Origin of the sequence: Variovorax sp. UC122_21, from assembly GCF_044056785.1 — a bacterium.
Taxonomy (GTDB): Bacteria; Pseudomonadota; Gammaproteobacteria; order Burkholderiales; family Burkholderiaceae_C; genus Variovorax.
Map to the genome: position 1 here is coordinate 6,597,858 of NZ_CP172004.1, position 13,652 is coordinate 6,611,509.

Consider the following 13,652-nt stretch of genomic DNA (forward strand, 5'->3'; position numbering starts at 1 on the left):
TTATTCTCATTCTCCCGGCCCTGGCCTCTCCCCTTTTTGCATGACTTCCCGAACGACCTCGCACGCCGTCCGGCGCGCGGCGTGAGCGCCGGCCTGCGCTACCGCCTCGGCGTGGCCTCGCGCGCCATCGCCGCCATCGCCGGCGGTTACGGCGTGGCCGCGCTCTCCGCCGCCGCGCTCGCGCTGTGCCTGCCCGCCGCCTTCGGCATGGCGCGCAGCGAAGCCGCGATGACCGGCACGCTGGCCTCCTTCCTCGTGTTCGCGGTCGCGGTGATGTGGGTGTTCGCGGCGCGCAGCGCGTGGCGCGCCTGGATCGGCCTGGTCATCGCCGCGGCGCCGCTGGGCGCGCTGCTGCTCGCGCTGCCCACGCCGGGAGCGGGCGCATGAAGGAGGGCTTTCGCCAGTCGATGGCCTGGCTGCACACCTGGTCGGGCCTGTTGGTCGGCTGGGTGCTGTTCATGGTGTTCGCCGCCGGCACGGCCTCGTACTTCAAGGACGAGATCACGCTGTGGATGAAGCCCGAGCTGCACGGGCTCTCACGCGCGCCGGTGCCGCAGGTGCAGGCCACCGAGGGCGCCTACGCCTACCTGCAGCAGCACGCGGCCGACTCGCCGCGCTGGTTCATCACCTTGCCGACCGAGCGCGAACCCTCGACCAGCCTGTTCTGGACCCGGCCCGCGCCGCCGGCCGGTTCGCCGCCGCGCGACCGGCGCGACCGCTTCGGCCGCGCGGTGCTCGACGCCGCCAGCGGCCAGCCCTCGGCGGCGGTGCGCGAGACGCGTGGCGGCGAATTCTTCTACCGCCTGCATTTCGACCTGCACTACATGCCCGCGATCTGGGGCCGCTGGATCGTCGGCTTCTGCGCGATGTTCATGCTGGTGGCGATCCTCAGCGGCATCGTCACGCACAAGCGCATCTTCAAGGACTTCTTCACCTTCCGCCCGAAGAAGGGCCAGCGCTCGTGGCTCGACGCGCACAACGCGACCGCGGTGCTGGCACTGCCCTATCACGCGATGATCACGTACACGGGCCTGGTCACCCTGATGTTCATGTACATGCCCTGGGGCCCGCAGGTGGCCTACAAGGACAGCGGCGGCACGCAGACCTTCTTCTCCGAGGCCTTCGCGGGCGGCGTGCGCGAGCAGTTCAAGGCCGCGGGCCAGAAGGCGCCGTTGGCACCGGTTGCGCCGATGCTCGCGCAGGCCTCCGCGCACTGGGGCGGCGCGCCGGTCGGCCGCCTCACCGTCAATTCGCCGAACGATGCCAACGCGACGGTCATCGTGCGCCGCGCCGAGGGGCCGCAACTGGGGTCCGAGCAACCGTCGATGGTCTTCAACGGCGTGACCGGCGCGCTGATCGGCGCCTACGGCGACAGCATGCGGCCCGCCGTCGAGACGCGCAGCGTGCTCTACGGCCTGCACATCGGCCGCTTCGGCGATCCGCTGCTGCGCGCGCTGTTCTTCGTCTCCGGCCTCGCGGGCTGCTTGATGGTCGCCACCGGGTTGCTGTTGTGGGCCGTGAAGGAGCGCCAGAAGTTCGCGAAGCGGCTCAAGCAGGGCGGCCGCGTGAGCTTCGGCCTGCGGCTGGTCGACGGCCTCAACCTCGGCGCGATCGCGGGCCTGCCGCTCGCGATGGCCGCCTTCTTCTGGGCCAACCGGCTGGTGCCGTTCGACACGGCCGACCGCGGCGCGGCCGAGATCGGCTGGTTCTTCGCGGTCTGGGGCGCGGCCGCGCTGCTGGGCCTCGCGCGGCCCACGCTGCGCATGTGGCAGGCGCAGCTGGCCGCGGGCGCGCTGCTGTTCGCGCTGCTGCCGGTGCTCAACGCCTTCACCGGCCCCGCGCCGCTCACGGTCAGCCTGCGCTCGGGCCCGAGCGCCGTCGCCGGCTTCGACCTGGTGTCGATCGCGCTGGGCCTGGGGCTCGCGGGCGCGGCCTGGATGGTGGAACGCAAGCGGCGCAAGGCCCTGAGCACCTCGGCGAAGAAAGCCGCGAAGGCCGACCCGGCCGATGACGCGGCGGACTCGCCTGCGCTCGCCACCTCGGGCCAGGGATCGTGATGAACGCCTTGCTGATCGCAACCGTGTTCGCCGCCTCGCTCGCGGGCTTCTGCGCGCTGGGCCTCGCGATGGACCGCCACAGCGAGGACGTCTTCGGCCGCGGCAGCACGCCCGGTCCGTGGCGCCGCTGGCTGCAGCTCGGCGGCAGCGTGGCGCTGTGCCTGTCGCTCGTCGCGAGCCTGCGCGCCGCCGGCCATTCGATCGGCTGGGTGCTCTGGCTCGGCGCGCTCACGGCGGCCGCGCAGACGGTGGTGGGACTCTTGAGCTATGCGCCGCGCCGCTTCCACTGGGTGGCGTCGGCGGCGGCGGCGATCGCGCTGCTGGCGGGGCTCGGGTGCCTGGTGCTGGCGGCGCTGGGCGATTGACCCGCCGCGCGGCGCTCAGGCCCGCATCAGCGCCTCGATCTCGTCCGCCTTCACCGGCACGCCGCGCGAAATGAGTTCGCAGCCGGTGGCCGTGACGATGGCGTCGTCTTCCGTGCGGATGCCGATGTTGTGGAACTGCTCGGGCACGCCGTCGGCCGGGCGCACGTAGATGCCGGGTTCGAGCGTGAGCACCATGCCGGGCTGCAGGATGCGGCTCGGGCGGTTCTTGATCAGCTCGTTCGACAGCGGGTCCTTGCGCTCGCTGACCTCGCCGACCTGCGTGGGCTCGACGTAGCTGCCGCAGTCGTGCACGTCCATGCCGAGCCAGTGGCCGGTGCGGTGCATGTAGAACTGGAAGTAGGCGCGGCTGTCGATCACGTCGTCGAGGCCACCGACCTTGTTGGCGTCGAGCAGGCCCAGGTCGAGCATGCCCTGCGCGAGCACGCGCACGGCGGCGTCGTGCGGGTCGTTGAAGCGGTTGCCGGCCTTGGTGGCGGCGGCCGAGGCGTCCTGGCTCGCGAGCACGAGGTCGTACAGCGCGCGCTGCGGGCCGGTGAACCTGCCGTTGGCGGGAAAGGTGCGCGTGATGTCGCTGGCGTAGCCGTCGAGCTCGCAGCCGGCGTCGATCAGCACCAGCTCGCCGTCGCGCACCGGCGCGGCATCGGCGCGGTAATGCAACACGCAGGCGTTGGCGCCGGCCGCGACGATGGAACCGTAGGCCGGGTACTGCGAGCCGCCGAGGCGGAACTCGTGCAGCAGCTCGGCGTCGAGGTGGTACTCGCGCACGTCCTTGCCCTCGCGCAGCATGCGCGCCGACAGCTGCATCGCGCGGATGTGGGCGCGGGCGCTGATCTGCGCGGCGCGGCGCATGATGTCCTGCTCGTGCGCGTCCTTCACGAGGCGCATCTCGTCGAGCGGGCCGCAGAGGTCGCGCTGCTCCTCGGGGCACAGCGCGCCGTAGCGCACCCGCGCGCGCACCGACTGCAGCCAGCCGTCGACGCGGGTCTCGAGGCCCTTGTGGGTGGCGAACGGATACCAGACGACCGAGCGGTTCTCGAGCAGCTTGGGCAGCTTCGCATCGAGCTCGGTGACCGAGAAGGCCTCGTCGAGGCCGAGCGCCTCGGGCGCGGCCTCGGGGCCGAGCCGGTAGCCGTCCCAGATCTCGCGCTCCAGGTCCTTGGGCGCGCAGAACAGCGTGGCGCGGCCGTCGCCGCCGAGCACCAGCCAGGCGTTGGGCTCGGTGAAGCCGCTCAGGTAGTAGAAGTAGCTGTCGTGGCGGAACAGGAAGTCGCTGTCGCGGTTGCGCTGGCGTTCGGGCGCGGTCGGGATGATCGCGATGCCGTCCTTGCCCAGTTGCGAGGCGAGGCGAGCGCGGCGCTCGGCGTAGATCTTCTTGGTGTCGGTGGTGGTCATCGCGTGGAGACTTCCTCTGAGACGGGCTGGCTACGAAGGCCGGTTGAGTTCGGCGAGGCGCTCGGGCGTTCCCACGTCGGTCCAGGGGCCGGTGTAGAGCTCGGCGCTCACCAGGCCATTGTCCATCGCGGCACGCAGGATCGGCGCCAGCGGGGCTTTGACGCCGTCGGGATTGCCGCCAGGGATGGCGCAGTAGGGCGGTGCGAACAGCGCGGCGCGGTACAGGCCGATGGTCGAGAAGGTGTGGCGCGGGCCGTCTTGGGTGTTGAGCGCGAGGCCCTCGGCCGAGAGGCCGAAGTCGCCCTTGGGGTTGTGCGCGGGATTGGGCACCAGCCACAGGTGCGCGAGCTTGCCGCCCGCCACGAAGCGCTCGACCGCGGCCTGGGTGAAGACGAAGCCGGGCGCGAACACGTCGCCCGCCGCGACCCAGAACGGATCGCCCAGCAGCGGCAGCGCGCGCACGATGCCGCCCGCGGTCTCGAGCGCGCCGCCGAAGTCGCGGGCCTCGTCGGAGTATGAAATCGATAGCGCCACCTGGCCGTCCAGCAACGGTTTCGAGCCGAAGTGGCCGGAGATCCGGTCGCCGAGCCAGGCCGTGTTGAGCACCAGCTCGGTGAAGCCGCCGGCCGCCAGCGCCTCCATCGGCCATTGCATCAGCGGCTTGCCGCGGACCTCGAGTAGGGGCTTGGGGGTGGTGTCGGTCAGCGGCCGCATGCGCTCGCCGCGACCGGCCGCGAGCACCATGGCCTTGGCCGCCACCGTCGCGTTCCCGCTCAAGCGCTGGCCGCCACGCGCCCGCGTTGCAGCTCGTTGCGTTCGCTGTGGCGTGGGCGGAACAGCGAGACCAGGCAGTCCATCAGCGCATGCGCCTTGGCCGAATGGTCGCCGCCGAAGTTGCAGACGTAGACGTCGAGCGTGACGGCGCGCTGCTCGGGCCAGGTGTGCAGGCACAGGTGCGATTCGGCCAGCAGCACGGTGGCGGTGACGCCGCCGGGGCCGTGCGAGGTGGCCGGGAAGCCGTGGACCAGCTTGCCCACCGGCTGCAGCCCCGCGGCCGACACCGCCTTGAGGCAGACGGCGCCGAGCGCCTCGCCATCGGTGAACCACTGCGCGCCGCATTGGCAGTCGTGAAGGTCGGCGGTGAGGTGCAGCCCGTGCATATGTCCGCGACTTTAGTACATCGCCCATGAGGGAAAACGCGGGTCCGGCCGGCTGCGCAAAATAAGCGCAGAGGGGTGTAGAGAGGCTGTCGGTGCCGGTTCGGGCTCGCCCGGTAAAATCGCGGGTTCTCCCGAGTCCCACCCACCCAACTCCCCCGAAAGTTCCCTGCCCATGGCCAACCAAGCCCTGATGGCCAACGCGATCCGCGCGTTGGCTATGGATGCCGTTCAACAAGCCAATTCCGGACATCCGGGCGCACCGATGGGGATGGCCGACATGGCCGTCGCGCTGTGGGGCGAGCACCTGCGCTACAACCCCGCCAACCCGCACTGGTTCGATCGCGACCGCTTCGTGCTGTCGAACGGCCATGCCTCGATGCTGCTGTACGCGGTGCTGCACCTGACCGGCTACGACCTGCCGATCGACGAGATCAAGAACTTCCGCCAGCTGCACAGCAAGACCGCGGGCCACCCCGAGGTCGACGTGACCCCCGGCGTGGAAACCACCACCGGCCCGCTGGGCCAGGGCATCACCAATGCCGTGGGCTTCGCGCTGGCCGAGAAGCTGCTGGCCGCCGAGTTCAACCGCAAGGGCCACGACATCGTCGACCACCACACCTACGCCTTCCTGGGCGATGGCTGCATGATGGAAGGCATCAGCCACGAAGCCTGCGCGCTGGCCGGCGCCTGGCACCTCAACAAGCTGATCGCGCTGTACGACGACAACGGCATCAGCATCGACGGGCAGGTCAAGCCCTGGTTCATCGACAACACGGAAGAGCGCTTCAAGGCCTACGGCTGGAACGTCATCGGCCCGATCGACGGCAACGACGCCCAGGAAGTGTCGAAGGCCATTGCCAAGGCGAAGAAGGAAACGTCGCGCCCCACGCTGATCGCCTGCAAGACCACCATCGGCAAGGGCAGCCCGAACCGCGCCGGCACCGCCAAGGCGCACGGTGAGGCGCTCGGCGCCGAAGAGATCAAGCTCACGCGCGAAGCCCTGGGCTGGACCGCGCCGGCCTTCGAGATCCCGACCGAGGTCTATGCCGACTGGAACCACAAGGACGAGGGCCATCGCGTCGAGACCGACTGGAACGAGCGCTTCGCCGCCTACGCCGTCGCCTACCCCGAGCTGGCCGGCGAGTTCACGCGCCGCATGAAGGGCGAGCTGCCCAAGGAATTCCACCAGGTCGCGTTCGACACCGTGGTGGCCGCGCACACCAAGGCCGAGACCGTGGCCAGCCGCAAGGCCAGCCAGCTCGCGCTGGAAGCGTTCACCGCCGCGCTGCCCGAAATGCTCGGCGGCAGCGCCGACCTGACCGGTTCGAACCTCACCAACACCAAGAGCACCGCCGCGCTGCGCTTCGATCCGAAGACCGGCGCCGTGGTCATGAACGTGCCGGCGGTCGAGGCCAAGCCCGGCGCCGAAGACGAAGCCAAGCCGGCAGCGCCGGCCGAAGTCCCGCACGGCACCATCGGCCGCCACATCAACTACGGCGTGCGCGAGTTCGGCATGGCCGCGATCATGAACGGCGTGGCGCTGCATGGCGGCTACATCCCGTACGGCGGCACCTTCCTGACCTTCAGCGACTACAGCCGCAACGCGATCCGCATGGCCGCGCTGATGAAGCGCCGCGTGATCCACGTGTTCACGCACGACTCCATCGGCCTGGGCGAAGACGGCCCGACGCACCAGTCGATCGAGCATGCCGCCTCGCTGCGCCTGATCCCCAACCTCGACGTCTGGCGTCCGGGCGACACGGCCGAAACCGCCGTGGCCTGGGCCGTGGCGCTGCAGAACCAGTCGCGCCCGACCGCGTTGCTGCTGAGCCGCCAGAACATCGCCTATGCGGCGAAGAACGAACTCGGCGACATCAGCCGCGGCGCCTACGTGCTGTCCGAGCCCGAACAGGTCGGCCTGAAGAACAAGAAGACTGCGGCGGTCATCATCGCCACCGGTTCCGAAGTGCAGCTCGCGCTCGCCGCGCAGAAGCTGCTGGCCGAGAAGAAGATCGCGGTGCGCGTGGTGTCGATGCCCTCGACCACCACCTTCGACCGCCAGGACCTGGCCTACAAGAAGGCCGTGCTGCCGAAGAAGCTGCCGCGCGTCGCGGTCGAGATGGGCTGCACCGACGGCTGGTGGAAGTACGGCTGCGCCGCCGTCGTCGGCATCGACACGTTCGGCGAATCGGCCCCCGCGCCGGTGCTGTTCAAGCACTTCGGCTTCACGGCCGAAAACGTCGCCGCCACGGTCGAGGCCGCGCTGCGCGACTGAGGCCGCGGCGCGCCTTCCGTCCGATCAAGATCAGAGAAGTTTTTCAACCTTAGGAGCAAGTCAGATGGCTATCAAACTCGGTATCAACGGCTTCGGCCGCATCGGTCGCAACGTGCTGCGCGCAGCCGTGCAGAACTTCAAGAACGACATCGAAATCGTTGCCATCAACGACCTGCTCGAGCCCGACTACCTGGCCTACATGCTGCAGTACGACTCGGTGCACGGCCGCTTCAAGGGCGAGGTCACGGTCGAGGGCAACACGCTGATCGTGAACGGCAAGAAGATCCGCCTGACGCAGGAACGCGACCCCGCGAACCTCAAGTGGAACGAGGTCGGCGCCGACGTCGTGCTCGAGTCGACCGGCCTGTTCCTCACGAAGGAAACGGCGCAGAAGCACATCGACGCGGGCGCCAAGAAGGTGATTCTCTCGGCCCCGTCGAAGGACGACACGCCGATGTTCGTCTACGGCGTGAACGACAAGAAGTACGCCGGCGAAGCCATCGTCAGCAACGCCAGCTGCACCACCAACTGCCTGGCCCCGCTGGCCAAGGTGCTCAACGACAAGTGGGGCATCAAGCGCGGCCTGATGACCACCGTGCACGCCGCCACCGCCACGCAGAAGACCGTGGACGGCCCGAGCAACAAGGACTGGCGCGGCGGCCGCGGCATCCTCGAAAACATCATCCCGTCGTCGACGGGCGCGGCCAAGGCCGTGGGCGTGGTGATTCCCGAGCTCAACAAGAAGCTCACGGGCATGAGCTTCCGCGTGCCGACCTCCGACGTGTCGGTGGTCGACCTGACGGTCGAGCTGGTGAAGGAAGCCACGTACAAGGAAATCTGCGCCGAGATGAAGGTGCAGAGCGAAGGCGCGCTCAAGGGCGTGCTGGGCTACACGGAAGACAAGGTGGTGGCCACTGACTTCCGCGGCGACCCGCGCACCTCGATCTTCGACGCCGAAGCCGGCATCGCGCTCGACGGCACCTTCGTGAAGCTCGTGAGCTGGTACGACAACGAATGGGGCTACTCGAACAAGTGCCTCGAGATGGTGAAGGTCGTCTCGAAGTAAGCCTTCGAACCCGCCATGAAGAACGCGCTCCCCGGAGCGCGTTTTTTCTTTGGGGGCGCCGCCTTCAGCGCAGCTTCTCGTTGCGCCGTATCTCGCTCGCGAGCTGCCCCGCCATGCGCGCCGCGGCGCGCCGCGCGGCCAGGCCGAAGTCGCCCTTGTACTCGCCGAACTCGGCTGTGCCGTTGCCGACCGCGCGCACCCGCGTGACCTCGGCACCCGCGGCATCGGTGACCACGCACTGCACCTCGGCGGTGAACGAGGTCGGCGGCCAGGCCAGCAGCGAGGTGGAGCTCGAGTCGGTCGTGATCTTCGGCGTGAACACCAGCGCGATGCCGGCCGCCTGGTTGGCCTTCACGTCGTTCGCGGTGCGCAGCACCACCACGTCGCGGTAGACGGAGCGCAGCGCATCGCGCACCGGCTTCTCGAGGTCGCGGTAGGGAAAGTAGCTGACCTTGTCGCCGCTGCCGCCGGGCGTGACCACCTGGGTGTCGCGCTGCGCGTCGGTCATCACGTAGGCCACCTTCTTCTGCACCAGGTGCTGCAGCGAACGCGGCGGTGCCGGGTCGGTGACCATGGTGATCGGATGGGTGCAGGCCGCGAGCAGCAGCGCGCCGAAGGCGAGGGCGGCGACGCCGGCGGCGCGCGAGCAGGAAGAGAGCAGGGACATGGCGGCGCCTCGTGTCGTTGTCGTCATGGCCGGATCGCCGCCACGAACTGCGGATCGGCATAGACCTGGCGCAGCAGAGCGCGCACCAGGCGCGGGTACTCGGCCTGGCCGGCCGGCACGGCCACCGCGGCGCCGTAGCCCGATTCGAACTTCGTCTCGCCGCGGTAGGTGCGGCGCAGCCGCTGCACGTCGCCGCGCGTGACCACGATCTCGACCTCCATGCGGCCGCCGCCGTTGAACACGCCGAGGTCGAGCTCGTTGAGCAGGATGCGCGCCGCGATGCGCGTGGGCGCCTTCGGATCGAGGATGGAGATCTCGGCCAGGTCGCGCCGCATCGCCTCCTCGAGGTAGAGCGCGAAGCTGCCGTTGGGCGAGACCAGGCGCGTGCTGCGCATGCGCACGTTGTTGACCCTGTCCTCGGGATCGGTGGGTTGCGCGCGCGCCACCGCCACCATGCCGGGGCGCGTGGCCTCGAGGCGGTCGAGCGCCTCGTAGTCGGCCGCGTAGGGCGGCGCCATCAGCGGCGCGCAGCCGCTGGCCAGCAGCACGAGCGCGGCCAGCGCGGCGGGCACCGCGGCGGCACGCGCACACCGGCGCGTGCCTTGCGAACGGAAGATCGCCATGTCCGTGGTCCCCTCTCTGTGTCGTTGAACGGCTGCCGGCAAAGGTAGCAGCATCGCGAGCGCGCGAATACAACGGAAAGGGGTAGGCGGCGAAGGAGAAAGAAGCAAAAGCGCCCGTCGGGCGCGCGACCTCAGACCGGCTCGAGCACGTGGATCAGCTTGCTCTCGACCAGTGCCTTGGTCTTCTCGCCATGGGCCTTCATGTGCGGCGCGACCGCGTGGGCCTGCAGGTCGGCCAGCGTCTCCCACTTCTCGATCACGACGAAGGTGTCGCCGCCGAAGCTGGCCTTCGAGGGCGGGATGCCTTGCGCGTCGATGGTGGCGCCGTATTCGACGCAGCCCTTCTCGGCCAGCACCGCGGCGCGGTTCTCGGCGAAGGCGGCGAGCAGTGCGGCGCGCTGGCCGGGCTTGGCGGTGATGACGGCGACGACGTGGATCATGGGCGAGGGTCTCCTGAACGGGATGAGCGGGCCGGTGCGGCCGCGAGCCTTCGAATCTAAAAGATTCCGCGCGGGCCTGCCGGGGGCGCTGGTCCGATGGGCGACAAGACCGAGGGCTTGTCCCTATCATCGCGCGCATGTTCTTCCCGCTGCCCCGCACCGCCACCGCGCCCTTCTGTCCGTCCGAGGTGAAAGGCAGCGTCGCGGTGCCGCAGGAGCTGTCCTTCGGCCGCAAGCTGCTGCGCTACGCGGGGCCGGGGCTGCTGGTGTCGGTGGGCTACATGGACCCGGGCAACTGGGCCACCGACATCGAGGCCGGCTCGCGCTTCGGCTACGGCCTGCTGTTCGTGGTGCTGCTCGCGAGCCTCGCGGCGATGCTGCTGCAGACCCTGTGCGTGCGGCTCGGGCTGATCGCGCAGAAGGATCTGGCGCGCGCCTGCCGCGAGCGCTATTCGCCGCGCGTCAACCGCTTCCTCTGGCTCGGCGCCGAACTCGCCATCGTGGCCTGCGACCTGGCCGAGGTGCTCGGCAGCGCGCTCGCGCTGCACCTGCTGTTCGGCGTCTCGATCCCGGTGGGCATCCTCATCACCGCCTTCGACACCCTGCTGGTGCTGGGCCTGCAGGGTGCGGGCTTCCGGCGCGTGGAGGCGATCGTGCTCGGCCTGGTCGGCACCATCGCGGCCTGCTTCGTGGTCGAGCTCGCGATGGCGCCGCCCAACTGGCTCGGCGTGGCGGTCGGCTTCGTGCCGATGCTCGAGCGGCTGCACCAGCCGGGCGCGCTCTACCTCGCGATCGGCATCGTGGGCGCGACGGTGATGCCGCACAACCTCTACCTGCATTCGTCGATCGTGCAGACCCGGCTGGTGGCGCCGACCGAGCCCGCGCGGCGCGAGGCGGTGCGCTTCTGCACGCTCGACGCGGTGGTCTCGCTGTCGCTCGCGCTGCTGGTCAACGCGGCCATCATGGTGCTCGCGGCCAGCGCCTTCCACGGCACCGGCCATACGGCGGTGACCGAGATCGACGATGCCTACCGGCTGATCGAACCGGTGGTGGGCAGCGCGCTGGCGGCCACGCTGTTCGGCATCGCGCTGCTGGCCTCGGGGCAGAGCTCGACCTTCACCGGCACCATCGCGGGCCAGATCATCATGGAAGGTTTTCTCGACCTGAAGATCCCGTGCTGGCAGCGGCGCCTGATCACGCGCGCGCTGGCGCTGGTGCCGGCCTTCGTCGGCGTGTGGTGGTTCGGCGACGGCGGCGTGGGCAAGATGCTGGTGCTGAGCCAGGTGGTGCTGAGCTTCCAGCTGCCGTTCGCGATGTGGCCGCTGATCCGCTTCACGAGCGACCGCGCGCTGATGGGCGGCTTCGCGAACGGGCCGGTGGTGAAGTCGCTGGCCTGGCTGCTGTTCGGCGTGATCAGCGCGGCCAACGTGTGGCTGGTGGCGTCGGTGGTGCTGGGCATCGGTTGAGCGCCAAGTGCCAGATGGCGGATGCCGGGCGTGGATTTGCATCCGGTTACCGCGGCCCGGTCCGAGGCCGTGATGCGAAGGCCCTAGCATCGGTCGGTCGCATCACCCAGGAAGCCCCGCGCATGTTGATCGTGACCCTCACCTACATCCGCCCCCTCGAGGAGGTCGACGCGCTGATCGACGCGCACATGGTGTGGCTGCGCAAGCACTACGAGAGCGGGATGTTCATCGCCTCGGGTCGCCAGGTGCCGCGCCGCGGCGGCGTGATCATCGCGCGCTCGGGCGACCGCGCCGCGCTCGAGGCGGTGCTGGCGCGCGACCCCTTCGTGCAGGGCGAGGTGGCGCGCGCCGAGGTGATCGAGTTCGTGCCGAGCATGACGGCGCTGGGCGCCGAGATGCTCAAGACCTTCTGATCTTTCAGCCGGCCGGCTTGTCCTCGCGTCCGCCCGGATGCCGCGCGAATCGCGCCGGGTCGCGGCCATGCACCGGCGCCCCGTCGTCCCAGGGCCAGCCGCCGAACTGCGTGCGGCGGTAGTCGGCCAGGGTCTGGCTGATCTCGGCCTGCGTGTTCATCACGAAGGGCCCGTACTGCACCACCGGCTCGGCGATCGGGCGGCCCTGCAGCAGCAGGAACTCGGCCGTGTCGGCCTCGCCGTTGACGATCTCCACCGCGCTGCCGGCATGCAGCTCGATGGCCGCCGGCCCCTGCACCTCGCGGCCCGCGATGCGCGCCCGCGCACCCTTGAAGAAGTACAGCATGCGCCGCGTGCCTTCGCCGCTGGCGGCCGGCAGCGTCCAGTCGGCGCCGGGGCGTCATGCGCAGGGTCCAGATCGCCACGTCGGCCTCGGTGCGCGCGGCCCACGAATCGGGCGGCGGCGCCAGCGGATCGATGGGCGCGGGCGCGCCGGCCTCGGCCGCGTTGCCGAGCTGGCCCGCGATCACCGCGATCTCGGTGCGGCCGCCGCGTGGCGACTCGACCACCAGGCGCGGAATCGCTTCCGACCAGAACATGGTGAAGTGCGGCTCGGCCATCTTGCTGGCGGCCGGCAGGTTCAGCCAGATCTGGAACAGCTCGAGCGGATTCGCCGCGTCGGCGTCGAGCAGCGGGAACATCTCCGAATGCACGATGCCCTTGCCGGCGGTGAGCCACTGCACGTCGCCGCCGCCGAAGCGCGCGGTGGCGCCCAGCGAATCGGAATGGTCGATCAGGCCCTTGCGCACGATGGTCACGGTCTCGAAGCCGCGGTGCGGGTGCGAGGGAAAGCCCGGCACGGTCTCGCCGTGGTACATGCTCCAGCCGTCCTTGCGGCTGAAGTCCTGGCCGATGTCGCGGCCCGCGAGCGAGGCCTCGGGGCCCATCCGCGCATTGGCGCGCGGATAGGCGTCGTCGTGGTAGACGCAGAACAGGAACGGGTCGACCGTCTCCCACGGGAAGCCCAGGGGCTTGATCCCCACGATGGGGTTGTAGCTGGCGGTGGCGGTGGGCACGTCGGCCTTCCTTTCGGGATCGGACGCCGTCGATGGCGCGGTGTCCTTGCCGCTCATATCGGGGCGCCGGCGCCCATCGGAAGGGCGCGTGCGCGCGACAGTGCGGCTCGCGGATGGAACGATGGGCATCGCCGGACCGCTTGCCGCTCTTATTGCTGCGGCATCTGCGCGTTCGGGTCCATGAACACGAGTTCCCAGAGGTGGCCGTCGAGGTCCTGGAAGCCATGGCCATACATGAAGCCGAGGTCCTGCGGCGCGCGCGGCGTGGTGCCGCCGGCGGCGACCGCCTTGGCCACCAGCTCGTCGACCTCGGCGCGGCTCTCGCACGACAGGCACAGCAGCACTTCGGTGCTGGTGCGGGTGTCGGCGATCGCTTTGTCGGTGAAGGTCTTGAAGAAGGACTCGACCAGCAGCATCGCGTGGATGCTGCCTTCCTGCACCACCATGCAGGCGGCATTGGCGTCGGTGAACTGCGGGTTGAAGCTGTAGCCCAGCGCGTTGAAGAAGGCCTTGGACTTGTCGAGGTCCTTGACGGGGAGGTTCACGAAGATCTGCTTGGTGGCCATGGTGTTTCCTGTGCGTCGAAAGAAGAGAACGAAAGAGGGGGCTTCGGGGCGCTGGACGGGTTGTT

The 13,652-nt window shown here is 69.8% G+C and carries 14 protein-coding genes and 1 pseudogene; 7 read left to right on the plus strand and 8 right to left on the minus strand.

The genetic code is table 11. The features are described 5' to 3' along the window. Positions 1-36 precede the first annotated feature (36 nt). The 3 genes from ACHMXE_RS43795 to ACHMXE_RS43805 are packed head-to-tail and all read left to right on the plus strand — an operon-like array spanning position 37 to position 2,422. Positions 37-387, plus strand: coding sequence for a DUF3649 domain-containing protein (locus tag ACHMXE_RS43795; RefSeq protein ID WP_395349591.1), 351 nt, complete (start codon positions 37-39; stop codon positions 385-387). Continuing rightward, positions 384-2,057, plus strand: coding sequence for a PepSY-associated TM helix domain-containing protein (locus ACHMXE_RS43800; RefSeq protein ID WP_395349592.1), 1,674 nt, complete (start codon positions 384-386; stop codon positions 2,055-2,057). Before ACHMXE_RS43795 ends, ACHMXE_RS43800 begins: the two co-directional genes overlap by 4 nt. Continuing rightward, positions 2,057-2,422 (plus strand): DUF3325 family protein, encoded by a 366-nt coding sequence (locus ACHMXE_RS43805; protein WP_209540176.1) that lies wholly within the window; start codon positions 2,057-2,059, stop codon positions 2,420-2,422. Before ACHMXE_RS43800 ends, ACHMXE_RS43805 begins: the two co-directional genes overlap by 1 nt. Positions 2,423-2,437: 15 nt before the next feature. On the opposite strand, the gene ACHMXE_RS43810 is transcribed toward ACHMXE_RS43805, so the two are convergent. Genes ACHMXE_RS43810 through ACHMXE_RS43820 form a run of 3 tightly spaced genes read right to left on the minus strand, consistent with a single transcriptional unit; the run spans position 2,438 to position 4,995 of the window. Continuing rightward, a complete protein-coding gene (locus ACHMXE_RS43810; protein WP_395349593.1) occupies positions 2,438-3,835 on the minus strand; it encodes an aminopeptidase P N-terminal domain-containing protein in 1,398 nt (465 codons plus the stop codon). 30 nt (positions 3,836-3,865) lie between these two features. Next, positions 3,866-4,579, minus strand: coding sequence for an NDP-sugar synthase (locus tag ACHMXE_RS43815; RefSeq protein WP_395353054.1), 714 nt, complete (start codon positions 4,577-4,579; stop codon positions 3,866-3,868). A 29-nt stretch (positions 4,580-4,608) separates the two neighbouring features. Then, the gene (locus ACHMXE_RS43820) at positions 4,609-4,995 is read right to left on the minus strand and encodes an S-adenosylmethionine decarboxylase family protein (protein ID WP_203203440.1); all 387 of its coding nucleotides are present in this window, start codon (positions 4,993-4,995) and stop codon (positions 4,609-4,611) included. A gap of 172 nt (positions 4,996-5,167) precedes the next feature. On the opposite strand from ACHMXE_RS43820, the gene ACHMXE_RS43825 reads away from it, so the two are divergent. Both ACHMXE_RS43825 and gap read left to right on the plus strand, forming a co-directional pair. Next, positions 5,168-7,270 carry a transketolase C-terminal domain-containing protein gene (locus ACHMXE_RS43825; protein WP_209540174.1) on the plus strand — a complete coding sequence of 701 codons (2,103 nt, stop codon included), beginning with the start codon at positions 5,168-5,170 and terminating at the stop codon, positions 7,268-7,270. 64 nt (positions 7,271-7,334) lie between these two features. Continuing rightward, a complete protein-coding gene (gene gap, locus ACHMXE_RS43830; protein WP_395349595.1) occupies positions 7,335-8,336 on the plus strand; it encodes a type I glyceraldehyde-3-phosphate dehydrogenase in 1,002 nt (333 codons plus the stop codon). A 64-nt stretch (positions 8,337-8,400) separates the two neighbouring features. Here gap and ACHMXE_RS43835 read toward each other — a convergent pair whose 3' ends face one another. The 3 genes from ACHMXE_RS43835 to ACHMXE_RS43845 form a co-directional block, all read right to left on the minus strand. After that, positions 8,401-9,003: a hypothetical protein gene (locus ACHMXE_RS43835; RefSeq protein ID WP_395349596.1), complete on the minus strand. Its 603-nt coding sequence runs from the start codon at positions 9,001-9,003 to the stop codon at positions 8,401-8,403. A 23-nt stretch (positions 9,004-9,026) separates the two neighbouring features. Continuing rightward, complete coding sequence (locus ACHMXE_RS43840) at positions 9,027-9,626, minus strand: hypothetical protein (protein ID WP_203203436.1); 600 nt, start codon at positions 9,624-9,626, stop codon at positions 9,027-9,029. A 131-nt stretch (positions 9,627-9,757) separates the two neighbouring features. Next, entirely contained in the window at positions 9,758-10,066 is a 309-nt protein-coding gene (locus ACHMXE_RS43845; protein WP_209540172.1) for a putative quinol monooxygenase, read from the minus strand. A gap of 137 nt (positions 10,067-10,203) precedes the next feature. Between ACHMXE_RS43845 and ACHMXE_RS43850 the strand changes: the two genes are divergently transcribed. Next, positions 10,204-11,532, plus strand: coding sequence for an Nramp family divalent metal transporter (locus ACHMXE_RS43850; protein WP_209540171.1), 1,329 nt, complete (start codon positions 10,204-10,206; stop codon positions 11,530-11,532). Between the two features lie 122 nt (positions 11,533-11,654). Further along, positions 11,655-11,945 (plus strand): YciI family protein, encoded by a 291-nt coding sequence (locus ACHMXE_RS43855; protein WP_395349598.1) that lies wholly within the window; start codon positions 11,655-11,657, stop codon positions 11,943-11,945. Positions 11,946-11,949: 4 nt separating this feature from the next. Here ACHMXE_RS43855 and ACHMXE_RS43860 read toward each other — a convergent pair. Together ACHMXE_RS43860 and ACHMXE_RS43865 are read right to left on the minus strand one after the other, a co-directional pair. Continuing rightward, positions 11,950-13,150, minus strand: a pseudogene (locus ACHMXE_RS43860) (pirin family protein). A 20-nt stretch (positions 13,151-13,170) separates the two neighbouring features. Further along, positions 13,171-13,587 (minus strand): VOC family protein, encoded by a 417-nt coding sequence (locus ACHMXE_RS43865; RefSeq protein WP_203203431.1) that lies wholly within the window; start codon positions 13,585-13,587, stop codon positions 13,171-13,173. Between the last annotated feature and the right edge of the window lie 65 nt (positions 13,588-13,652).